The sequence below is a fragment of the Corynebacterium sp. HMSC071F07 genome, assembly GCF_001810285.1.
Taxonomy (GTDB): Bacteria; Actinomycetota; Actinomycetes; order Mycobacteriales; family Mycobacteriaceae; genus Corynebacterium; species Corynebacterium simulans.
This window is the reverse complement of the sequence record NZ_KV800675.1, coordinates 16,608-39,024: the sequence shown is the minus strand read 5'-3', so window position 1 is coordinate 39,024 and position 22,417 is coordinate 16,608. Positions and strand designations below refer to the sequence as shown.

Sequence of the window (22,417 nt, the reverse complement as noted above, 5' to 3'; positions counted from 1 at the left end):
CCCGCCTGCAAGGAATCGAGCAGCCCTTTAGCACCTCGCAGGCGCGTCAGGCGCTTTGCACCACGCGCCGGGTTGCCATCCCGCTGCTAGAGCAACTGGATGCGAAGGGGATTACCCGGCGCCTCGATGGCAGCCTGCGCGAGCTTGCTTAGTCGTAGTAGGCGTAAACGCCTGTGGCCGGGATGGTCTCGCCGGCCTCGCCGAAGTTGGCGAATAGGGTGGAGCCAGCAAAGAAGAGGTTCTGGGTATCGAAGAGCGGCACGGCCTTCGGGTTCTTTTCCTCGACCTCCAAGGTCTCCAGGTTGAGCTTGTAGCGCTCGGTGGATTCCTCGGTCTTGCCGGTAGACAAGTAGAGCGACTGGCCGTCGGAGATGGCAGAAATACCCTTCTCCTTGTAGTCCTCGGTCTCGAAAGGTTCGGTCATCTTCTCGTTGGAGACTTCCCTCACCTGCTCGCCGCTAGCCAGATCGATGACCTTGATGCCGGCATCTTTATCCAGCAGCGTCAGATGATTGCGCACGATGGTGCCCGTAGGACTGGAGACGTGGGCGGGATCCTCAGGGTCGTCGAGCGGGAAGGCATCGCCAAGCATGCGCGGGCCTTGCTGCTTGTCGTAGACAAAGGTTGGGCGCGCTGCGTTGTCGGAGAGTCCCACTAGGAAGTCGTTGTTGTGCAGCAAGGTATAGCCCTTGGCCTCGGGCGGCAGCTCGCCGTCGTTGAAGCCCGGGGAACCCGCATCCACCAAGACGGTTTCCTCGCCGCTTAGGGCATCGACAGCAACGAGCTGATATCCGGCCTCGCTGTTGCGTTCGGCGATATAAACATAGGAATCCTGAATGCGGAATTCCTCTAGGCGGCGCTGCGAGGTATTCGCCGGCGGCTCTGGCTGATTGACGGTCTTTGAGGTGGCATCAGCAAGCGAGAGCGTGAAGATTTGTGGGGCTTTGTCCTCCGGCACATCGTTTAGGGAAAAGACCAGCTTTTCGCCCACCTGGGTGATGGCGAAATCACTCATCTTCTTCCCGGCAAATTCGTGCGGCAGCTCGAAAGGTTGGGTGACCAGGGGAGCGCCGTTACCGCCGTTGAAGATGTAGAGCATCGGGCCCGTGACTTCGTTCTTGTCCTGCTTATACGGCACTGTCGCCACGGTGGCAAAGGCATTGGCGCCTTCGAATTTGATGGGTGCGCACATGCCATCCCAGGACTTCATGTCGGCATCGTCGAGGCCGTAGTCCACCTCGATTTCGTGGTCCTCCAAAGTCTTGGCCTCGGCAACAGCTTGGAAGGTATCGCCTTTGAAATCCCGGCATTGCTCCATCGCTCCCGATGCGATGGATGCGCCGTGGGCGGTGGGCAGTCCGTACTTTTCGCTGCCGAGTCCTGCGGCGACCTCTGCTGGGACCATCTCCGACATCGGGCGGGCAATCGGCTCTTTCGGCTTTTTCTGGTGCAAGCCTTGGATGATGCGCGGGTTGGCGGACTCGCCCTCGCCGCAGGCAGCCAAAAAGAGGCTGCCAGCCAGCACGGTCGCGCCGATGCGCAGCAAGCGCCGGTTGTGGGAAAGCATTGTTAAGTCCTTTCGGTGGGAAAGCTGCAAGTCTACTTGCGGTGGTGCCCGCCCCGCTGCCGGGAGGCCGCACGTTCAGAGCGTCGTGCGCGCACACGCGCTGACTCCGAGGAGAAGCGACCCGGCGCTGCAGCGATGGGAAGCTGCCGCCATGCTAACGCTTGTTGGCCTGGGACGTGGTTGACGAGGCTTGCGAGCTCGCTATGCGGTGCAGGCTCTGCCAGCGGTTCAGGTTTGTCCGCTGGTTCCGGTTTTACTACTGCTTCCGGGGCAGGCTGTGCCGCTAGAGTCACCAGGCGCGCGATTTTCTTGGCTCCGCGCGGCAGGTCGGCATGGAAGTCTGCGGCCTCGAGGCCGGTCTCCCAAGCCTGCGTGGCCACGGGCTCGACGGCAGGAGGGATGGCGGGTGCTTCGGGCGGCACGCGCAGGGCGGGGACGGCGGGGGAGAAGAACTCGGTGGCACCCACCTCGGGCACGTCGACAGCGATGCGGCCGTCGGCGCAGTAAGCACGGGCAGCAATAGCGGCACCTTGTGCAGCGCCTCGTTCCAGGATCGCACCGAGGTGTGGCTGTTGTTGTGTGGTGCACACGCGGCCCAGGACGGAGCCTGGGGTAGCGGCGACAATATCGCTTTCAACCAGATGCAGCGAGACGAAGATCTGCTGGGTATTTAAGCGCGAAAGTTGAGATTCATTGAGCTGCCCGTTTGCGGTATCGATGAGGAGGCCGAGGCCGCCCTGCAATAGTACGGAGCCTGCGGGTTGCTCATTGACAGGCACCATCCACGGGGCAAGACCGAGGTTAACCGCGACGTCGATAGTCGCGTCCTCAGGCACGAGCTCGACCGTAGCGTCAGTTGCGACTCTAAACCCTGATGCACGCACGCGCTGCAGGGCAGGAAACTCCGCGGTTTCCGCGGCGTCGAGATAGCCTAAGATGCCAAACTCACTGCGCACACGCCAGCCGCCGCTGAAAGCCTCGGGCTCGAGCGTGACCGCCAGCGCAAGCGGCCCTTTGTGCAAAAGCGGGAGGCTGAGCGCTACCGAGTGGACTACATGCTCGAGAACTGCGACGTGAGTGACGCCGAAGTAGCTTTTAGCTAGTGGGTACATGCTCACGTCCAACGAGGGCCTCCAAATCTTTAAAGGTTTATAGGCTTCTAGCCTACGCATTTAAAGCCTACGCACCACGGAGTGGGGGCTGGGACGCGCTAATGTTCTAGAGTCTTAAGTTATGTATACAGCGTCTTCCTTGGCGGTGGCTTTCGGTCTTACGCTCTTGGCCGGCTTATCGACGTCCATCGGCGCCGGCATCGCCGTCAGTAAACGCCATGCTGGTTCGGCTTTTATGGCTGCCGCGTTAGGCCTTTCAGCTGGCGTCATGCTTTATGTCTCTTTCATGGAGATCCTGCCGACGGGCCTCGAGCAATTGACTGAGGCCTTTGGCGGAAAGAAGACAGGAACCTGGGCGGTGGTGCTCGCGTTTTTCGCCGGCATCGCGATAATTGCGGTTATTGACCGGATCGTTCCGGAAGAGATTAATCCGCACGAGCCTGCCACCACGGAAGAAGAAGCACGCCGCAAGCGGCTGATGAAGACGGGCGTGTTTACGGCCTGTGCCTTGGCCTTTCATAATTTTCCGGAAGGTTTTGCCACCTTCCTCGCCGGCTTGGAAGACCCACGTATCGCGATTCCGGTAGCCGTGGCGATTGCGATTCACAATATACCGGAAGGCATCGCCGTCGCGGTGCCACTACGGGAAGCCACGGGCTCGAGAGCCAAAGCCTTCTGGTGGACTACGGTTTCGGGGCTCGCTGAGCCAGTCGGGGCAGCGGTGGGCTTCGTTCTCCTGCTGCCGCTGATGGGGCCTGCCACGATGGGCTTTAGCTTTGCAGCCATCGCCGGCATTATGGTCTTCATCTCGCTTGATGAGCTTTTGCCCACCGCAGAGGAAACTGGTGAACACCACCACGCCATCTACGGGCTGATTGCCGGAATGGCAGTGATGGCGCTGTCGCTGCTTATGTTTCTGTAATCGAGTAGCCGAGAAAAACCTTAAGGGGTTCTCGACTACTTACCGAGAGCCTTCTTGACGCCTGTGACGATGCCCAAGACGATGGCGCCCAGGACAAGGCCGAAGGCCATGGAACAGACGGTATCTACGGTCCAGGCCAGCGCGCCGTTGGAGATGGGGTCGGTCAGGTGATGGATAAAACCGTGCGGCTGGTTGATGCCGAACTCGTGCAGACCCTTGATAACGATGTGTCCACCTACCCACAGCATTGCCGCCGTGCCGATGACGGAGATGATGTCCAGAACTACCGGCATGCCCTTGACCAAGGCGTTGCCGACGGCGGACTTTCCTTCGTTGCGCTCCAGCAGCTTAATGCCAAGGTCGTCCATCTTGATCAGCACGCCGACAGCGCCATAGACCGCCAAAGTGATAGCGAAGGCGACGATGAGCAGCGCGCCTAGGCGCATCCAGAAGCTTTGGTCAATGACCTCGTTGAGCGAGATCACCATGATCTCAGCGGACAAGATAAGGTCCGTGGTAACGGCAGACTTAACCAACTTGTCTTCGGCGTCTGGATCCTTTGTATCCGTCTGTGCTTCTTTTTCTTCTTCTGCGCCATGTGCTGCGAAGTAGTGGAAGATCTTTTCTGCGCCCTCAAAGCACAGATAAGTACCGCCGCACATGAGAATGGGGGTCAGCGCCCACGGCGCAATCCAAGACAACAGCAGCGCGATCGGCAAGATGATGACGATCTTGTTGATGAGCGAGCCTTTGGTGATGCGCCAAATGATAGGCAGCTCGCGGGCTGGGGTAACGCCGGAGACGTACTGTGGCGTAACGGCGGCATCGTCAACCACGACGCCCGCCGCCTTTACCGAGGTCTTGCCAGCTAGGGCAGCGACGTCGTCGGCGCTGGAGGCTGCCGCGCGAGCGATTACCGCGACGTCGTCAAGCAATGCAAAAAGTCCACCGGCCATGGGGAAAGCATCCTTAATATGATAGGGACAAATAACCCTAAATATCTTACGCAACTACTCCGCAGGCGTCAGGGTGACAGAGTCTGCCCAAGAAAGCTCGATGCCGAGGGCGCGCAGCCAAGCCATGGAATCGTCGCCGTATCGGGTAATGCCTTCAACCGCGACGAGGGTACGGTCCATAGCGCGCTCTGCCTCTTCTGCCGAGATAAAACCCGCGGAGGGGGCTGCGGCCAACTCGTCGATGTCGAGAACGTCGATTGGCTCGCCCGTGTTCGAGACCAGATCGACGTAAAGGTCACGGGTAGTCCAGACTCCATCCTTGTTATCGATGTCAGCGATATCGAAGTAGAAGTCCTGGTGTGCCTCGACCCCTTCCCGGAAGTGGAAGATATTCGCGCGCAGGCCCAGTTTAGGCAGCAACCAAGATTCGAGGTAGCCAAAGCGCGGATGATTAGCACCGCGGGCCATGTAAAGACCGAATTCGGTTTCTTTGTAGGTGTCTACCTCGCGTAAGAAACCCTTTGGATCGACGTTGATGTTTTCCGCTGTATTAAAGGTTTCTTGCTTGACAGGGTGCAGATCGACGCTCATTAATTGACCTCAAGGAAGGCGGCAGTTGGCGGGAATGCGCACGCGGAATCTTGGGTGTTGACGGAACCGGACAAGATGGCCACGACGGTGCCCTTGCCCGTGGTGGCGCGGCCTGAGACGGTGGTGGGGCCGTCGGCGTTGATGCCGTTGTTGAAAAGCGGGGTAACGCCGGACTGGAAGGTGTCCAGGTTGAACCACTGGACCTTCATGTTGCCCTGCTCCTTAGCTGCAGGGGAAGTGCCTAGTGCCGTGAAGAGGAAGACTGCCTCTCCTGGACCTGCACCCGGTGCTGGCATCTTGGTAGGGCCCGGGACGGCGATGGCAGAACCCATGGAATCGCCCTGGCCCCCGATGCATTTTGCGGAGACGGTAGGCCAGTAGAACTGGCGGAATGCTGGGCTTTGGCCCTCAGGCAATTTCACGCCTGGATCGCCTCCCTGGCCCATGCTGAAAGCAAGTCCGGAGAGGATGGCGCTGCGAATGTCGTTGGGAATCCATAGCTGTGCGGCGAATTCGCGGATACGATTCTGGGTTGCCTCATTGGGACGTCCCAGCGAATCCAGCGGGGAGTGCGACATTGCCTGTGCTTCCAGGGCGGCCAGGTCCGGGGCGTCTGCCTGGGCCGGTGCGATAAGGGGAGTAGCTAGACCGATGAGCGCCGCGGTAGCGGCAGCAATCATGCCGGAGCTCGCGCGGAGGCGGCGTCCGTTGTTGTGCTCGGAGCTAGGTGCGGTGCTCGAGGTGCTCACGATTATCAGATTCCTTGAATTGGGTGCAGGAGACGGAAATGGGTGCGAGATGCTTGACAATAACATTCGGCACATTGGTCACAATAGTATCTCTGGTAACAATATTCACCTTTTTCTTGCGGTCAAGTTTCTTACGGTCAAGCCAGTTTCTGAAGCGAAAGTGTGTCTCAACCCGTCTTTCGTCCGGGGTTATAGATTTGTTACAAAACGCTGGCTCCTGCGATTTCCCGCTTCAGAGGGGTGTTCCAATGCTGCAAATTGCAAAGTTGCAGAGTATATTTAGACCCCGTTCAAAATCTTGCGCTTAAGCGTTCCAACTTTGCTTTAAGGAGCACCCCACCAGTGACTAATACCGAGTTCCGTAACGTCGCCATCGTCGCCCACGTTGACCACGGTAAGACCACCCTCGTCAACGGCATGCTGGAGCAGTCCGGTGCCTTCGGTGACCACGGCGAGCACACGGACCGCGTCATGGACTCCAATGACCAGGAGCGCGAGCGCGGCATTACCATTCTGGCGAAGAATACCGCTATTCACCGCAAGGGCCTGGGCAAGGACGGCGGCGACCTTATCATCAACGTCATCGACACCCCGGGCCACGCCGACTTCGGTGGCGAGGTCGAGCGCGGTATCTCCATGGTTGACGGCGTCGTGCTGCTAGTCGACGCCTCCGAAGGCCCGCTGCCACAGACCCGCTTCGTTCTGACCAAGGCCCTGGAAGCCAAGCTGCCGGTCATCATCTGCGTTAACAAGACCGACCGCCCAGACGCTCGTATCGACGAGGTCGTCAACGAGTCCCACGACCTCCTGCTGGAAATCGCCTCCGGCCTAGAGGATGAGGAAGCAGCTGCTGCTGCAGAAACACTGTTGGATCTGCCGGTACTCTACGCTTCTGGCCGTGAGGGCAAGGCTTCCACCGAGAACCCAGGCGACGGCAACGTTCCTGCGGCTGAGGACCTGCAGGCGCTCTTCGACGTCATCTACGAGGTTCTGCCGGAGCCATCCGCTTCCGTCGACGGCCCGTTGCAGGCGCACGTGGCCAACCTTGACTCCTCTGACTTCCTCGGCCGTATCGCTTTGCTGCGTATCTACTCCGGTAAGATCAAGAAGGGCCAGCAGGTTGCCTGGATCTCCTGGGATGAGGACGGCAACGAGGTTGTCAAGAACGTTAAGGTTGCCGAGCTGCTGCGTACCGTCGGCTTCGAGCGCCAGCCAGAGACCGAGGCTATTGCCGGCGACATCGTCGCCATCTCCGGTATCCCAGAGATCATGATTGGCGATACTATCGCTGACGTTGAAAACCCGGTTGCTCTGCCGCAGATTCACGTTGATGAGCCGGCAATCTCTATGACCATCGGCGTTAACACCTCCCCAATGGCTGGCCAGGGCGGTGGCGACAAGCTGACCGCACGTATGGTCAAGGCTCGTTTGGACCAGGAGCTTATCGGTAACGTGTCCCTGAAGGTTCTGCCGACCGAGCGTCCTGACGCTTGGGAGGTACAGGGCCGCGGCGAGATGGCGCTGTCCGTTCTGATTGAGAACATGCGCCGAGAGGGCTTCGAGATGACCGTGGGTAAGCCACAGGTTGTTACCCAGGTTGTCGATGGCAAGACCATGGAGCCATACGAGATGCTCACCATCGATACTCCTTCCGAGTACCAGGGCGCCGTTACCCAGCTGCTGGCTACCCGCAAGGGCCAGATGCAGTCCATGGACGTTCGCGAGGGTGACTGGGTACGCATGATCTTCCGCGTTCCGGCGCGTGGCCTCATCGGCTTCCGCACCCAGTTCCTGACCGAGACCCGCGGTGCAGGTATCGCTAACTCCATCGCCGATGGCCTGGATAGCTGGGCAGGCGAGATCAAGTCCCGTCCGACCGGCTCCCTGGTTGCTGACCGCTCCGGCCAGATCACCGCATACGCACTGCAGCAGCTGGCTGACCGCGGCGAGTTCTTCGTCGAGCCAGGCATGGAGGCTTACGAGGGCATGGTCGTTGGCGCTAACAACCGTGATGAGGATATGGACATCAACATCACCAAGGAAAAGAAGCTGACCAACATGCGTTCTGCCACCGCAGACGCAACCGTCACCCTGGCAAAGGCGCGTACCCTTTCCCTGGACGAGGCGCTTGAGTTCTGTGGCAACGACGAGTGCGTCGAGGTTGCTCCGAACGTCATGCGAGTGCGTAAGGTCGAGCTTTCCGCTACCGACCGTAAGCGTGCAGCTTCCCGTGCGAAGCAGCTCAACAAGTAACGCTTAGGAGATTAAAGCGCGGCCGTTTTGGGGTCACGCTTTTTCTTTTGCCAGAAAACCTGCATTCGACCCATCGAAGGGCGCCAAAAGGCGCCCAAAAGAGCCACTCGATGGTTCGAATGCAGGTTGCTTTCTCTCGTGCTAGCTTGAGCATCGAAACTGGATGATGCCAATGCAAGGGGGAGGGGCAAGCATGCAACCAGTATCGGGGCTTAGTCGATCGAAAATAGCTGCCCGCGTGCGCTCGGGGGAAATAACAAAAATTGCTCGCGGGATTTATGTGTGGGGTAAACCGAACCCGCGGGATGTCCTCACGTTGCTAACAGCCAAGCACGGATGTTGCGCAACGGGGAATACAGCAGCTCAATTGCTGAGTGAACAAGACCTTAGTTTTCCAGTCATCGTGGCAGGCCCACACAAGATGCGAAGCGGTGCACTGTTTACCTATAAACGCAGCCAAGTCAGAGACCACTTTGAATATGAAGGTCTTAAAGTACACAATCCGCTCGCGGCCGCGGCTTTTGCAGAGCGCACTCAAGCAGTAGAAATGCTCGAAGCGGTCTACCGAGGACGACGTAGCAGAACGCGGCTTGAAGAAGATAGAAGAAAGCTTGCTCGCCTAGACTCGAGAACGCAGGAAGCGTTGTCAGAAGCAGTCCTATTCACCGATTCTTCGGCGGAAATTAAGGTGGCCCGCGGATTACAAGATGCGGGAATGGACGTTGAGTGCAATTACTTCATCGGTGTTTATACATGGGACATCGTATTAAAGGACAAGCGAATTGCCATCGAAATTAATGGTCGGAAATTTCACTCAGCACTGGATACCTGGATAAAGGATCACTGGAAGAACAATGACGCCGTGCTTCGCGGGTGGCGCACCTTGCGCTACACGGGGCATTGCGTGGCGCATCATCTCCCAGCCATCATCGAGCAAGTTCGTACTGCGGACCAACCGGATTTTGGCAGTGCTCCTCATCAGCAAACTGGTACGTGGCACCTGGCGGTCTTGCGGCTTCTCAATCCACATTTCTTCATGTATTAAAACAACCTGCATTCGAACCATCGAAGGGCGCCAAAAGGCACCCAAGAGAGCTACTCGATGGTTCGAATGCAGCTGGAGAGCGCCGTAAACACAGCGTCAGATTCCAAGCAATGCCGGCCCTCCGACTAAAGTGGTTTCAGATCTAGGTAGAAGGGCGGTATCAAAGTGCGAAAGCTTGGCGCGGCAGTGGTTGCCTCATCACTTTGCGTGCTCACCTCGTGCATGGCCAATCCAGGCCCGCCGCCCATCGAGGACAAGCCGGCTGCCGAGAGCACCCAGACCGAAACACCGACGCCCGAGAAGGAAAAAGAGGACGGCGTCGAGCGCGAGACCGTCGCCATCGGCGTCGACCCGCTCCGCGGCGGACTCAATCCGCATCTGGTAGCCAACAATAGCGAGCTGGTCAGCCAGATTGCAGAGCTCGTCCTTCCTTCTGCTTTCCACGGCGAACACATGGATTCCGATGTGCTGGCCAGCGCGGAGGAGGTAGAGCCGCCGAAAGGTGTTGCCCAGCGCGTGGTGTACAAGATTGCCTCGCCGGCGCAATGGTCCGATGGCACTCCGATTAGCGGCAGTGACTTTCACTACCTGTGGACCCAAATGACCTCCAACCCCGGAGTGGTGGACCCAGCGGGCTACTTCGCCATCGAGGACATCAGCACGTCCTCGGCAGGGCGCGTTGTGGTGGTGGATTTCAAGCAGCGCGTGTCCGATTGGCACCGACTTTTCGCGCACCTTCTTCCTTCGCACCTGCTGCAGGACACCGAGTTTACGGCAGCTCTTGCCGACGGCATCCCCGCATCCGCTGGGCGCTATGCCGTCGAGGCCGTCGATCGAGGCAGGGGAGTTATTACCCTGAATCGCAACGACCGCTTCTGGGGCGCGGGGCCTGCGCTTGTCGACGTCGTCCAGCTGCGTACCGTCCGCGATACCAGTCAGGCGGTCAACATGTTGCGCTCGGGCCAGGTGGGATTCGTGGACTTTACTCCGGAACAAACCTCGCTGGAGAGCCTCAGTTTGCTGAGCAACGTCAACGCCGGGACCGTGACCCGTAATCGCCAGCTGCGCCTGCACTTTTCCGCCCGGGAAGGCGCGTTGCCAGAGCAAAGCCAGCGTCGCGCTTTAGCCTCGCTCATCGAGACCGACCAGGTCGCTCGCCTGGCGGCGGGCCGTGCCTCGGAGTTGCGTCCGGGCCAAAACCCGGTCAACGAAGAAGTGGACCTGACGCCACTTCGCGAGCGCGCGGGCCGCAAGCCGCTGCGCATCGCAGCTGATCCCACGCATCCGGAGGCTGTGGCGGCTGCCAGCACCATCGTCGACGTCCTCGAAACACAAGCAATTAGTGCAGAGGTAGTCTCTGAGCGCACTCAAACCATTGCGGGCGAGATGCTGCCGGAGGCAGAGGTGGACGCCGTGGTGGCCTGGGAGAATGCAAACGTGTCTCCGGAGAGTCTGGCCAGCCTCTATATGTGTGAAAACGACGACGTACGCGCCAGCGATATCTCCGGCTTTTGCCCTGCGGAGGCAGAGGACATGCGCGGCGATATCTTGTCTGGACGCATCACTCCGGATGCGGCCTTGGAAAAGGTCCGCAAACTCAATTCCGATGAGGTGCTCTACGTACCTTTGATGGACGAGGTGCGTATCCATGCTTTGGGCAGGGGTATCCTTGGGCCCGGTCAACGCATCGAAGATTGGGATGCAGGGCTTATTACGGCACCGATGTGGAGGAAAGATGAAAAGTAATGATTTGCGCGGCTACCGCGTGGTGGCCGTACATGCTCACCCAGATGACGAGGTGCTTTTTACCGGCGGAACACTAGCTGACATGGCTGCAAGAGGCGCTGAGGTCACGGTCATCACGGCCACGCTCGGCGAGGAAGGCGAGGTCATTGGCACGCCTTATCAAGGCTTGTGCAATGCAGACCAGCTAGGCGGTTTTAGGGCACGTGAGCTTTCCGACGCCCTCGATATCTTGGGCGTCCACGGTATTCAACTCGGCGGCTTTGGCTTCTTCCGCGATTCCGGCATGGAGGGCTCACCGGCTCACGAGAATCCGCGTGCCTTGGTGCGCCGCATTGACGAGGCAGCAGATTTGTTGCGCGAGCACTTTGTGCAGCTTCGCCCGCATATCGTGCTGACATACGGGCCGGACGGCGGCTATGGCCACCCAGACCACATCGCCGTGCACCAGGCAGTCCACGCGGCCGCAGCACCAGACCAGCGCATCTGGTGGGCAATCTTCGAACGCGGCGCGCACTACAGCGCGCTTGAGACCATCGGCGCACCGGAGGGCTGGCGAAAGCCGGACCGGAGTTACCTCGACAATTTCACCAACGAGGGCGCTGACGTGGAATACCGGCTTGACGATGCCGCGCTAGCCGCCAAGCGTCACGCCATGGTCGCCCATGCCACGCAAATTTGGGTGGCTGACTCCACAGTGACTCAGACGAACCCGGTAGCGGCTGCGGCGGCCATTGGGGACCCAGCGGCGTCGCCAAGCGCATATGGCCTGTCCAATCTCCTTGTTATGCCGTTGCTGCGTGCCGAGCACTACCAGCTGGGGCAGGGCGAGCCTGCAGAAGCGCTGCTGGAGGGCCTGTGATTTTGAATGAATACTCACGCGGCGAGCAGATAACCGGCCTGGCCTGGCTGTGCCTAGGTGCGCTGACCTCCCTGGTCCTAGAAGTTGTCTACCTCACCGCCAGGTTGCCGCTGCCGGGTGGGACAAGCGTGGCTTTTCCTATCACGATCGTTCTAGCCTGGTGGTTTAATACAGTGCTCACGCGCACAGCAAGGCTCTGGAGTGATAATTCCTACATCGGGCTTGTTCCTTTGGCGGCTTGGCTGCTGGGATACTTCGCATTCGTGCTGGGTGCGGTCGTGACTGGCGATATGTGGCTGGCCAATAATATTCTTTCGCTCCTGCTGTTAATCGCCGGAATCGGGGGCGGAATTTTCCCATTTTTTGCCCAAAAGTGACATACTGTTAGACATCCCAAAACCCGTGAAAACAGGAGTTTTAGCACCTCATGACTTACACTATCGCGCAGCCTTGCGTCGATGTGATGGACCGCGCTTGCGTTGAAGAGTGCCCCGTCGATTGCATCTACGAAGGCAAGCGCTCCCTGTACATCCATCCTGACGAGTGCGTAGACTGCGGCGCTTGTGAGCCTGCTTGCCCGGTTGAGGCAATCTTCTATGAGGATGACGTTCCGGATGAGTGGATTGATTACAACGACGCTAACGCTGCGTTCTTTGATGATCTTGGCTCCCCAGGTGGAGCTGCAGCGCTTGGTCCACAGGACTTCGACGCTCCGCTGATTGCGGCCCTTCCTCCGCAGAACCAGGATTAATTCCTGCTGCCCGGACCTCACGCATTTGGGTCCGGGCTTTAACTTTCCCACTGCCTACCTTGTAAATAAGGAGCTTGAACTAAGAATGGCTCGCCAACCGCTTGGAAATAGCCTGCCGGACTTTCCATGGAACTCGCTTGCTGAGGCGAAGAAGAAGGCTCAGTCGCACCCAGATGGCATCGTGGATCTTTCCGTGGGCAACCCGGTCGATCCGGTAGCTCCGGGCGTGCAGCTGGCGATGGCTTCGAACGCGGAGGCTTCCGGCTATCCCACCACGGCGGGCACTGCGCAGCTACAGGAAGCCATCCGCGGTAATGTTGCGCGCCGTACGGGCGCTCAACCTTCCTCCTTCGGCGTACTACCGGTAATCGGTTTGAAGGAGTCTATCGCTTGGCTGCCGACGCTGCTGGGCATGCGCGGCCAGCGCGTCATCATCCCTTCCGTGGCTTATCCGACTTACGAGGTGGGCGCGCTGATTGCTGGCGCACACCCAGAGCGCGCGGACGATCCTCGCGACTTTGGCGATGCAGAACTGGCCTTTATCAACTCGCCGTCGAACCCGACCGGCCGAGTAAAGACCGTGGAAGAGATGCGTGCTGTGGTGGCATGGGCACGTGAGAACAACGCCATTGTGGCCTCTGACGAGTGCTACTTGGCGTTGGCATGGGACGACGAGAAGAAGCCGGTTTCCATCTTGGATCCGCGCGTGACTGACGGCGATAACACGGGTCTTATCGCGATGCACTCGTTGACGAAGTCTCATAACCTGGCCTCTTATCGCACGGGCTTTTTCGCGGGCGATGAGGCGCTTATCGCGGAGCTTCTCGAGCTGCGCAAGCACGCAGGCCTTATCGTTCCAGGGCCGATTCAGGCTGCGATGGTTGAAGCGCTAAACGACGACGATTCTGAGACGCTGCAGGTGCGCCGCTATGCCGCCCGCCGCGCTAAGCTCCTGCGCGCACTAACTCGCGCCGGCTTCCGCATCGAACACTCTGAGGCCAGCATGTACCTGTGGGCGACCCGCGATGAGCAGTGCCGCATTACCGTGGATTGGCTGGCCGAGCGCGGAATCTTGGTTGCCCCGGGTGACTTTTACGGCCCATCGGGTGATAAGTTTGTGCGCATTGGTTTGAACGGCACTGATGAGCGTATCGACGCGGCTGTGGCCCGCCTTGCTGCTGACAACTAGCCCGTGACCTATCGCCCGCCAGCCCGCGAGGGGATTTCTCCGCGCAAAGTAGTCCTGCAGGCAGTTGTGCCCGCTGACACCGAGTACTTCGCGGCCGCGGCGGGCGATTCGCCGTTTTCACCGGGGCAGCTTCTGCCTGCGGGAATGGCGCTTTCACGTCCGGTTCCTGCCTGGTATCACCCTGATGTGCCCGAAGAGAGGCCGATTCCCTTCGATTACACGATGCTTTATGAAGACCACGACCTCATCGTCGTGGACAAGCCACACTTTTTACCCACGACCAGCAATGGGCGATTGGTGCGCGAGACCCTACAGACACGCCTGCGCATGGATTTCGGTGAAGATGACATTGTGCCGCTGCACCGCCTCGATCGCCTGACTGCCGGGGTAGTGGTGTGCTCACGCAACCTTCGCACGCGTGGGACGTATCAGAGGCTTTTTGCTGAGCGCAAAGTAACCAAGACCTACTATGCGCGCCTTTCTGCCTGCCTGGAATACTCCGGAACGGTTGAGCTTTCCATGCACAAGGTCAAAGGTAGCCGTCAAGTCTCGCTCGGCGGTACGCCCACGTTGACCCATGTGGAGGCACACGGCTACGCGGCCTCGCTCATCCCGCACACGGGGCATACCCACCAGCTGCGGGTGGTCTGTAACTACTTAGGCGCTCCCATCCAAGGCGACGACACCTACCCGATAGACCGCGGGCTCGACCTCTACGACTTTTCCTCGCCTCTCCAACTCGTGGCGCACCGCCTAGAGTTTGCAGATCCGTTATCCGGCACACGCCGCGAGTTTTCCACTTTGCGGCAATTGGGCGGTAACCTGAATTAGTTATCGATTAACCGGAAAGAGGAACGCGTGAGCTCATCAGTTGCCGCTGGGCGTTTTGCGTCCAATATAGGCCAGTTTATCAAGTTTGGCATGGTCGGCGGATCGGGCACGGTGGTCAACCTGGCGGTGTCATACATCGCAGTCAAAATTGCACTAGCCACCGGTGGCATTACGCCCGATGACCCCTTTGTGAATCTTTTCGGTTCCGCGTTCCATGTTCGTTGGTACCACGTGTTTCAGACCATCGCTTTCCTCGTAGCGAATACCTGGAACTACCAGCTCAATCGCATGTGGACTTTCAAATCGGTGGAAAAGGTCTCCTGGCTTCGGGGGTACGTTGCGTTTCTTGTTGCGGGACTGGGGGCGTATGTCGTCAGCCTTTTGGTTTTGACATTGTTCATGAACCCGAATTCGCCGGTCGGTCTACCTTCGGATATTTTCGATAATTCCACCGGCTTACGCACCAAGTTTTACTGGGCTACTGCGGGATCCATCTTGATTGCGATGCCGATTAACTTCATCATTAATAAGCTGTGGACCTTCCGCTCTAGCCCGACGGCCCCAGTCTTGGTCGAGCATACCGAGCCGGCTTAAGCTGGCTAACCCAGCTCAAGCTCTCTCGACGGCCGCTGAAAACGAGCTGTTTGGTCCTTTTACCCGGCAAAGGGAGCCGAGCAAAAGGGCCAAAAGAGGAGTGTCACACTAGGGGACTAGGAAGCCAGATGGTGAGGAACCTCTTGATTAGTCCTCTAGCTGGCTGTTCAAGCGCTGCTGGTCGCGGCCATTTTGCCACTTTAGGAAAATGGGACCGAGGATGAGTACCGCAGCTATACCTGTGAATGCGCCGATTACGAGACCGTTGTCGAAATCGCTGTCGATGCTGAGTTTCGTAGCGAGTCCAGCGAAAAGCGCAATGGTGGGGACCAGCATCAAGATGATGCCTGTCCAAGAACGCATCTTGTTCGGACGCGGAACACGCTTTTTCATCCAGTGCGCCGAGACAAATTCTGCAATCGCGAGCGCGACGATGGGCGAGAGGCTCCACAAGGAAAGTCGGCCCGGTAGGACCCACGCTAAGAGCGCGGAGACGCAGTAGACGGTAAACAAGGCGGTGGTGTAGCCAATGGCATAGGTCTTGAAGTAGGTTTCCGCTTCGAACTCATCGTGCGAGTAGTTCGAAATCTCTTTGAGGGTCAGGTTGGCAAAGAAGCCATCGTTGTTATTAGCCATTATCGTTCACGCTTTCTGGGTCGGTGTTGAATACTTCTTCCACGGACTTGCCAAGCACCTTGCAGATGTCTAGTGCCAAGTACACGGAAGGCGAGTAGTTACCTTTTTCGATGTTCGCGATGGTCTGCCGGGAAACGCCTACCTCAGCGGCGAGGTCTGCCTGGGTCATTTCCAGCCATCGACGCCACTTGCGAACCATATTGGAATGTTCGGGCATGATGTAAAGCTTTCAGGTTTCTGGGTCGTGCTTACATTTCTTAATGTAAAGGATGGTTGACACTGTGTCAAGGTTGATGCTGTAAAACGTCAAATCCCCGGGTCAGTGTTTGGAAGGAAACAGCTGGCCCGGGGACTATTCGAGGCGAATTGCTAGCGCTTGGCGACGTCCGGCAGCGGCAGCGTCGAAGTAGGAGAAATGCCGCGCGCCTTGGCGTTGAGTACGCCCGCAATTGCAAGGACGACGAACATCGCACCGGCGGACAGTAGCTGGACGCGAGCGGAGGCGTCAGTCAGCATGAGTAGCGCAATCGCTGCGAAGACGGCCAATGCAAACCACGTCAGGTACGGGAAAGCCCACATGCGGATGGGCAGCGGGTGGATGGCCTCAAGCTGGCGGCGCAGGCGCAGCTGGCTGACCGCGATGAAGACCCACACGATGAGCAGGGAGGCGCCGGCCGCATTAAGCATGAAGGACAGCAACCAGCCGGTGTCGGCATAGTTGAGCACGACCATGATGACCGAGAGAATGACCGAAAGCGCAATCGCGTACGTCGGAACACCCTGTGCATTGGTCTTCGTGAAGATCTTCGGTGCTTCGTGGCGGGAAGCCAGCGAGTGCATCATGCGGGAGGAAGCGTAGATCTGAGCATTGAATGCGGAAAGCAGCGCCAACACGATGATGACTTCCATGAATCCCGCGGCGCCCTTGATTCCTGCGTGTTCGAGAACCTGAGTGAAAGGCGATTGCGCCGCGGTATCAGCGTTACCCAGCGAGGAGTAGGGAAGCAGGAAAGTAATTACCAAAACGGAGCCCAAGTAGAACACCGAGATGCGCAGGATGGTCGTGCGAACGGCGTTGACCAAGGACTTTTCCGGATCTTCAGACTCGGCCGCCGCGATGGCGACGACCTCAATGCCGCCGAAAGCGAATGCCACGGCGAGCAGGCCAGAGGCGACGCCGCCTAAGCCGTTCGGCATGAAGCCGTCATCCAAGAAGACCCTGGTGCCAATTGCTTCATGCCCAGGCAGAAGACCAAAAATCAGCAGGAAGCCGACAATCAAAAAGGCCACGATGACGAGGACCTTGATGGCTGCGAACCAGTACTCAAACTCGCCGAAGAGTCGAACGCGCAGCAGGTTCACGACCCCAAAGAACGCCACGCAGATAGCCGCGGGAATCCATGGGGAAACACCGAACCAAGAACCGATGAAGCCGGCGGCGCCGGTGATCTCAGCGCCTAGCACGGCCACGGTGGCTAGCCAATAAATCCAGCCTTGTGTAAAGCCTGCCCAGCGGCCGATGCCGTGTTCGGCATATTCGGAAAAGGAGCCGGAGGCGGGGATGACGGTACCCATCTCGCCGAGCATCTGCATCACCAAGATGGCTAATAAGCCTGCGATGCAATAGGCGAGGAGAACGGCGGGGCCTGCAGCCGAGATGCCGACGCCGGTTCCGAGGAAGAGACCGGCGCCGATGGTGGAGCCCAGGCCCATCATGGTCAGATGGCGGACCTTGAGGCCTTTGCCAAGATTTTGCGTGGATTTATTGCTATCGGTCACTCGAATAGCTTAAGCCATGACTAAATCCACGACCCAGCAGCCTTAGTTTTTGTGCAGATCCTCGTTGAGAGCGATTGCGTCAGACTTCCACTCGGTGGCCTCAACGGCGCCGGAAACGGAGTTGCGGCGCAGCAGGCAGCCCGATGCGCCGGAGAGCTGGGAACCCTTGACGGTGGAGCCTTCCTCCACGCCCAGTGCCTCGGCAACCTTTCCGAAGACGCTTACCTTCGTGCCGGCGGTGACGTAGAGGCCGGCTTCGACAACGGCGTCGTTGCCAAGCGAGATGCCAATACCGGAGTTAGCGCCGAGCAGGCAGCGCTCACCGATGGAGATGACTTCCTTGCCGCCACCGGAAAGCGTGCCCATGATGGAGGCGCCGCCGCCGATATCGGAGCCGTCACCGACAACAACTCCTGCAGAGATGCGGCCTTCGACCATGGAGGCGCCCAAGGTGCCAGCATTGAAGTTGACGAAGCCTTCGTGCATGACGGTGGTGCCCTCAGCCAGGTGAGCGCCCAAGCGGACGCGGTCAGCATCGCCGATGCGCACGCCGGTTGGCACAACGTAGTCCACCATGCGTGGGAACTTGTCTACGGAGTAGACGGTGACCGGGCCGCGGGAGGACAGGCGGCCGCGGATCATCTGGAAGTCAGCCACAGCGCATGGGCCGTAGTTGGTCCACACAACGTTGGCCAGAAGTCCGAAGATGCCGTCCATGTTCAGACCGTGCGGCTTGACGGCACGGTGCGAGAGCAGGTGTAGGCGCAGGTATGCGTCATATGCGTCCAGCGGCGCATCATCCAAGTCCTTAATGGAGGTCTCAACCGCCACGCGGGCGACGCCGCGCTCCTCATCCGGGCCCGCCAGGGCGGCGAACTGCTGAGGGGTCTCTTCCAGGCGAGTGGTGCCGGACTCGGTTACCGGGGCGTCATCGCCGATATGAACGGCGGGGAACCACACGTCGAGAACGGTCCCATCGTGGGTAAGGGTGGCAAGGCCGCGTGCGGATGCAGAAGTCATAGCTTTAAGAAAAACCTTCACAAATGCGGGGTAGAGCCTAGCGAAAACTAGGCCATTTCTTTCACCGCTAGAGCATACACAGCTATTTCGACACCTTGTTTACTTGGCGAGGTTTTGTGAGGCGGGACGCAACGATGAGCACGACGGTCAACGCACTCACTGCAAGGACCTGGTTGCGTGCGGATGGGTCGAAGAGCATGAGAACAACCAATGCGGCAATCGCCAGCAGGGTGGCCCATGGCAGAACCGGGTAGGCGATGACCTCGACGGTGGAAAGCTCGCCGTTCTTCTTCATGATCGGGTGCAGCTTCAGGTAGGACAGGACCACGAAGCTCCAGATGACCAGTAGGCAGCCGCCGACTGCATTGAAGAGGAAGGACAGAAGTCCTGGCGGATTCCAGAACTGCAGCAGCACGGAGCCGAATGCGAAAAGCATGGACAAGATGACGGCGAAGACTGGGGAGCCCGATGGGTTCTGTTTCTTGAAGATAGCCGGTGCCGAGCCGTCCTTAGCCATGTCGAAAATTACGCGGGAGGTGGAGTAGATCTGCGCGTTGAATGCAGAAAGCAGGGCCAAAGCGATGATGACTTCCATAAAGCCCGCGGCGAATGGGATTTGCGCGGCCTCTAGCACCAGGGTGAATGGGGAATCGGCGGCTGCATCGGCATCTTGGATGTACTTAAATGGCAAAACCATGGTGATGACCACGATGGCGCCAATGTAGAAGACCATGATGCGGAAGATAACCGCACGCACGGCGGTCGCGACGTTGCGTGCAGGATCCTCCGACTCGGCGGCGGCGATGGTTACCATCTCAATACCGCCGAAGGCGAATGCAACGGCGAGCAATCCGGAAGCAAAGCCCGGCATGCCATTCGGAAGGAAGTTCTCCGTGAAGTTGGTGCTTGCGAGGTCGCCGTTGAAGCCTGGCAGCACGCCAATCAGCATCAGTACGCCCACTGTCAGGAAGGCTAGGATGACTGCCACCTTGATGATGGCGAACCAGAATTCGAACTCGCCGAATCCACGAACAGCTGCAAAGTTGACCACTGCGAAGAAGGAGACTGCGATAAGGGCGGGAATCCACGCCGCGATGTTAAACCAAGAGGCGATGATTGCGGCAGCGCCCGTAATCTCGGCTCCCATCACCATCACTAGCATGAACCAGAACAACCAGCCCAGGGTAAAGCGTGCCCAATTGCCAAAAGCTTGGCCGGCATAGGTGGAAAAGGATCCTAGCGAGGGGCGGGCTGCTGCCATCTCGCCGAGCATCCACATGATGGCGCCGACCAAGAGGCCGGCGACCGCATAGGAAAGCAGAACCGAGGTACCGGACATTTGGATTCCCAGGCCAACGCCTAGAAAGAGGCCTGCGCCAACCGCAGACCCGAGCCCCATCATCGTGAGGTGGCGTGTCTTGAGCTGCTGTGAGGTTTCTGCCATATGAATGCACCTTTTGTGATTTAGAACAAAGTATTGAGAGGTATATTACACAATGCAGCCATCGTGCAAGGTCGCTACGATGGCGCTTTGTGACTTTAGATCTCTTTGCCTCCCCAATCGAATTGACCAAAGCGCTCGTAGACATCCCGAGCCCCTCTCATCATGAGGAGGAGATCGCCGATGCAATAGAGGCAGCCCTACGGGGCCTTGATAATGACAAGATCGAAGTGGTGCGATACGCAAACACCGTCTGTGCCCGCACCAATCGCGGGCTCGAATCCCGCGTGATTCTGGCTGGCCACATCGATACCGTCCCGCTGGCGGATAACGTTCCCCACCACATGGAAGGCGATGTCATGTGGGGCTGTGGCACCGTCGATATGAAGTCTGGCATGGCCGTGTACCTGCACGCTTTTGCTGCGCTTTACGACGCCCCCGACCTCGCCCATGACTTAACAGTCATTGCTTACGAGGGGGAGGAAGTCTCCTCGGAATTTAATGGGCTGGGACATCTGCAAAAGGATCACCCCGAGTGGCTGCACGGCGATCTAGCTCTTTTGGGAGAGCCTTCCGGCGCCATGATCGAGGCCGGCTGCCAGGGCACCATCCGTCTCCGCATCACGGCGCACGGAACCCGCGCTCATTCCGCGCGTGCCTGGCTGGGGTCTAATGCTGCTCATAAACTGGCACCGATCATGGTCAATGTAGCTAACTACACTCCGCGCGAGGTCACCATTGATGGTTGTACCTATAAGGAAGGTCTCAACATCGTGCATCTGGAATCCGGAGTAGCAACCAACACCATTCCAGATGAGGCATGGATGTTTGTGAACTTCCGCTTCGCGCCAGACCGGAGCTTGCGCGAGGCCATGGCGCATATGCGCGAGGTTATCGGAGAGCATGAAAACATCACCATTGAGGTTGATGACGAATCCTCCGCAGCCCTTCCAGGACTGGGCCAGCCCGCCGCTCGCGCGCTTGTCGACGCCGTCGGCGGTAACTTCCGTGCGAAATACGGCTGGACTGACGTTGCTCGTTTTTCCGAGATGGGCACTCCGGCCGTGAATTTTGGCCCGGGTGATCCAGGGTTTGCACATAAGAAAGACGAGCAGGTTCCAATTGCGCAAATTACTTCCGTGTCCGATGCTTTGATTGAGTATTTAAGCGGCGCAAACGCCAAGGAGGCCTAACCAAAATGTCGCCAGAACGTAATCGCACCCTGCGCGGACCATTATTGCTGCGCACCGAGGGCGATCAGACCTCAACCTATGACCAGCGCCTGCTGGAATCCGGGGCCGACCACGAATGGCAGCACGCGGACCCGTGGCGGGTTCTGCGCATCCAGGGGGAATTCGTCTCAGGGTTTGATGCTTTGGCAAAGCTGCCGAAGGCTGTCACCGTCTTTGGCTCCGCACGTCTGGGAGAGGGCACGCCGGAATACGACTTGGGCGTTCGCGTGGGCAAAGCGCTAACCAATGCCCAGTACGCGGTCATCACCGGTGGCGGCCCAGGACTAATGGAGGCTGCGAATCGTGGTGCTTATGAGGAGAAAGGCCTTTCGGTAGGCCTTGGCATCGAGCTTCCGCATGAACAGGGACTTAACGAATACGTCGATCTGGGATTGAACTTCCGTTACTTCTTTGCCCGCAAGACGATGTTCTTGAAGTATTCCCAGGCTTTCATCTGTCTGCCCGGTGGCATGGGCACCATGGACGAGTTCTTTGAGGTGGCCTGCATGGTGCAAACCGGAAAGGTCACCAATTATCCAATCGTTCTGATGGGCACCGAGTACTGGTCCGGCCTCCTGGAGTGGATGAAGTCCACCATGGCAGCACGCGGCCTTATCGGCGCATCAGACATGGACTTGTTCCTGCTTACTGATGACGTCGACGAAGCGGTCGCACATATCGTGAACTCGCACAAGGTGATGAGCGATAAGCGGATTCGTGATGAGCGCTAATCCGCGTAGCGCCAAGTTGGCGCAGGTGATGGCAATTGTCAATCGCACGCCGGATTCGTTCTATGACAAGGGCGCAACTTTCGCCGAAGCTGAGGCCCTTCGCCGCTGTGCCGAGGTGATCGAGCAGGGTGCCAGCATCGTCGACATCGGTGGCGTGAAGGCAGGGCCTGGCGAAGCCGTGGATGCGCAGGAAGAGATCGAGCGCGTGGTTCCCACGATTGCCGCGGCGCACGAGCGCTACCCGGATGTCACCATCTCAGTAGATACATGGCGCGCAAGCGTTGCTGAAGCCGCCATCGCAGCCGGGGCGACGCTCATCAATGACACATGGGCGGGCTGGGACCCTGAGCTCATCGAGGTCGCCGGAGAACATAAGGCCGGCTATGTCTGCTCGCATACGGGCGGCGTCACCC

At 58.7% G+C, this 22,417-nt stretch carries 24 protein-coding genes; 14 read left to right on the top strand and 10 right to left on the bottom strand.

Annotated elements, in window-relative coordinates; all coding sequences use genetic code 11:
* On the top strand, positions 1-152 hold a 152-nt coding region (locus tag HMPREF2724_RS13435; protein ID WP_168164858.1), incomplete at its 5' end, for a SelB domain-containing protein.
* Here HMPREF2724_RS13435 and HMPREF2724_RS00355 read toward each other — a convergent pair.
* On the bottom strand, positions 149-1,567 hold the full coding sequence (locus HMPREF2724_RS00355; protein ID WP_070456227.1) for a hypothetical protein: 1,419 nt from the start codon (positions 1,565-1,567) through the stop codon (positions 149-151). The genes HMPREF2724_RS13435 and HMPREF2724_RS00355 overlap by 4 nt on opposite strands.
* 32 nt (positions 1,568-1,599) lie before the next feature.
* Positions 1,600-2,679: a hypothetical protein gene (locus tag HMPREF2724_RS00350; RefSeq protein WP_061921713.1), complete on the bottom strand. Its 1,080-nt coding sequence runs from the start codon at positions 2,677-2,679 to the stop codon at positions 1,600-1,602.
* 121 nt (positions 2,680-2,800) lie between these two features.
* On the opposite strand from HMPREF2724_RS00350, the gene zupT reads away from it, so the two are divergent.
* A complete protein-coding gene (gene zupT / locus HMPREF2724_RS00345; protein WP_061921716.1) occupies positions 2,801-3,601 on the top strand; it encodes a zinc transporter ZupT in 801 nt (266 codons plus the stop codon).
* Positions 3,602-3,636: 35 nt separating this feature from the next.
* Here the strand turns inward: zupT and HMPREF2724_RS00340 are convergent, their stop codons facing one another.
* From HMPREF2724_RS00340 to HMPREF2724_RS00330, 3 genes are read right to left on the bottom strand one after another with little or no spacing between them, the layout of a single operon-like run.
* Positions 3,637-4,557: a DUF808 domain-containing protein gene (locus tag HMPREF2724_RS00340; RefSeq protein WP_070586680.1), complete on the bottom strand. Its 921-nt coding sequence runs from the start codon at positions 4,555-4,557 to the stop codon at positions 3,637-3,639.
* Between the two features lie 54 nt (positions 4,558-4,611).
* Positions 4,612-5,148, bottom strand: coding sequence for a ribonuclease FAU-1 family protein (locus HMPREF2724_RS00335; protein WP_070586678.1), 537 nt, complete (start codon positions 5,146-5,148; stop codon positions 4,612-4,614).
* Positions 5,148-5,828 carry an Rv1157c family protein gene (locus HMPREF2724_RS00330; protein ID WP_070433469.1) on the bottom strand — a complete coding sequence of 227 codons (681 nt, stop codon included), beginning with the start codon at positions 5,826-5,828 and terminating at the stop codon, positions 5,148-5,150. The genes HMPREF2724_RS00335 and HMPREF2724_RS00330 overlap by 1 nt, the downstream gene beginning before the upstream one ends.
* 411 nt (positions 5,829-6,239) lie before the next feature.
* Here HMPREF2724_RS00330 and typA point away from each other — a divergent pair, with 411 nt between their 5' ends.
* The 9 genes from typA (at position 6,240) to HMPREF2724_RS00285 (ending at position 15,165) form a co-directional block, all read left to right on the top strand.
* Positions 6,240-8,150: a translational GTPase TypA gene (typA, locus tag HMPREF2724_RS00325; RefSeq protein WP_070456224.1), complete on the top strand. Its 1,911-nt coding sequence runs from the start codon at positions 6,240-6,242 to the stop codon at positions 8,148-8,150.
* A gap of 193 nt (positions 8,151-8,343) precedes the next feature.
* Positions 8,344-9,195, top strand: a complete 852-nt coding sequence (locus HMPREF2724_RS00320) for a type IV toxin-antitoxin system AbiEi family antitoxin domain-containing protein (protein WP_061921728.1) — start codon at positions 8,344-8,346, stop codon at positions 9,193-9,195.
* Positions 9,196-9,417: 222 nt separating this feature from the next.
* The gene (locus HMPREF2724_RS00315) at positions 9,418-10,941 is read left to right on the top strand and encodes an ABC transporter family substrate-binding protein (RefSeq protein ID WP_082778589.1); all 1,524 of its coding nucleotides are present in this window, start codon (positions 9,418-9,420) and stop codon (positions 10,939-10,941) included.
* Positions 10,931-11,800, top strand: a complete 870-nt coding sequence (locus HMPREF2724_RS00310) for a PIG-L family deacetylase (protein ID WP_061921734.1) — start codon at positions 10,931-10,933, stop codon at positions 11,798-11,800. Before HMPREF2724_RS00315 ends, HMPREF2724_RS00310 begins: the two co-directional genes overlap by 11 nt.
* A complete protein-coding gene (locus tag HMPREF2724_RS00305; protein WP_061921737.1) occupies positions 11,797-12,177 on the top strand; it encodes a hypothetical protein in 381 nt (126 codons plus the stop codon). The genes HMPREF2724_RS00310 and HMPREF2724_RS00305 overlap by 4 nt, the downstream gene beginning before the upstream one ends.
* Before the next feature lie 50 nt (positions 12,178-12,227).
* Positions 12,228-12,551, top strand: coding sequence for a ferredoxin (gene fdxA, locus HMPREF2724_RS00300; protein WP_061921740.1), 324 nt, complete (start codon positions 12,228-12,230; stop codon positions 12,549-12,551).
* Positions 12,552-12,636: 85 nt separating this feature from the next.
* Positions 12,637-13,740, top strand: coding sequence for a succinyldiaminopimelate transaminase (dapC, locus tag HMPREF2724_RS00295; protein ID WP_070586676.1), 1,104 nt, complete (start codon positions 12,637-12,639; stop codon positions 13,738-13,740).
* Positions 13,741-13,743: 3 nt separating this feature from the next.
* Positions 13,744-14,571 carry a pseudouridine synthase gene (locus HMPREF2724_RS00290; protein WP_061921748.1) on the top strand — a complete coding sequence of 276 codons (828 nt, stop codon included), beginning with the start codon at positions 13,744-13,746 and terminating at the stop codon, positions 14,569-14,571.
* A gap of 90 nt (positions 14,572-14,661) precedes the next feature.
* Positions 14,662-15,165 carry a GtrA family protein gene (locus HMPREF2724_RS00285; RefSeq protein ID WP_061921891.1) on the top strand — a complete coding sequence of 168 codons (504 nt, stop codon included), beginning with the start codon at positions 14,662-14,664 and terminating at the stop codon, positions 15,163-15,165.
* 147 nt (positions 15,166-15,312) lie between these two features.
* Here the strand turns inward: HMPREF2724_RS00285 and HMPREF2724_RS00280 are convergent, their stop codons facing one another.
* The 5 genes from HMPREF2724_RS00280 to HMPREF2724_RS00260 form a co-directional block, all read right to left on the bottom strand.
* On the bottom strand, positions 15,313-15,801 hold the full coding sequence (locus tag HMPREF2724_RS00280; RefSeq protein ID WP_061921751.1) for a hypothetical protein: 489 nt from the start codon (positions 15,799-15,801) through the stop codon (positions 15,313-15,315).
* Positions 15,794-16,018, bottom strand: coding sequence for a helix-turn-helix transcriptional regulator (locus HMPREF2724_RS00275; protein WP_061921754.1), 225 nt, complete (start codon positions 16,016-16,018; stop codon positions 15,794-15,796). The genes HMPREF2724_RS00280 and HMPREF2724_RS00275 overlap by 8 nt, the downstream gene beginning before the upstream one ends.
* A 152-nt stretch (positions 16,019-16,170) precedes the next feature.
* Positions 16,171-17,517, bottom strand: coding sequence for an amino acid permease (locus tag HMPREF2724_RS00270; RefSeq protein WP_235591033.1), 1,347 nt, complete (start codon positions 17,515-17,517; stop codon positions 16,171-16,173).
* Positions 17,518-17,622: 105 nt separating this feature from the next.
* Positions 17,623-18,600, bottom strand: coding sequence for a 2,3,4,5-tetrahydropyridine-2,6-dicarboxylate N-succinyltransferase (gene dapD / locus HMPREF2724_RS00265; RefSeq protein WP_061921760.1), 978 nt, complete (start codon positions 18,598-18,600; stop codon positions 17,623-17,625).
* An 82-nt stretch (positions 18,601-18,682) separates the two neighbouring features.
* Entirely contained in the window at positions 18,683-20,044 is a 1,362-nt protein-coding gene (locus HMPREF2724_RS00260; RefSeq protein WP_061921763.1) for an amino acid permease, read from the bottom strand.
* Between the two features lie 89 nt (positions 20,045-20,133).
* On the opposite strand from HMPREF2724_RS00260, the gene dapE reads away from it, so the two are divergent.
* From dapE to HMPREF2724_RS00245, 3 genes are all read left to right on the top strand, one after another.
* The gene (dapE, locus tag HMPREF2724_RS00255) at positions 20,134-21,234 is read left to right on the top strand and encodes a succinyl-diaminopimelate desuccinylase (protein WP_061921766.1); all 1,101 of its coding nucleotides are present in this window, start codon (positions 20,134-20,136) and stop codon (positions 21,232-21,234) included.
* Between the two features lie 5 nt (positions 21,235-21,239).
* The gene (locus HMPREF2724_RS00250; RefSeq protein WP_061921769.1) at positions 21,240-22,004 is read left to right on the top strand and encodes an LOG family protein; all 765 of its coding nucleotides are present in this window, start codon (positions 21,240-21,242) and stop codon (positions 22,002-22,004) included.
* A 28-nt stretch (positions 22,005-22,032) separates the two neighbouring features.
* A partial coding sequence (locus HMPREF2724_RS00245) for a dihydropteroate synthase (protein ID WP_168164857.1) occupies positions 22,033-22,417 on the top strand: 385 nt, incomplete at its 3' end.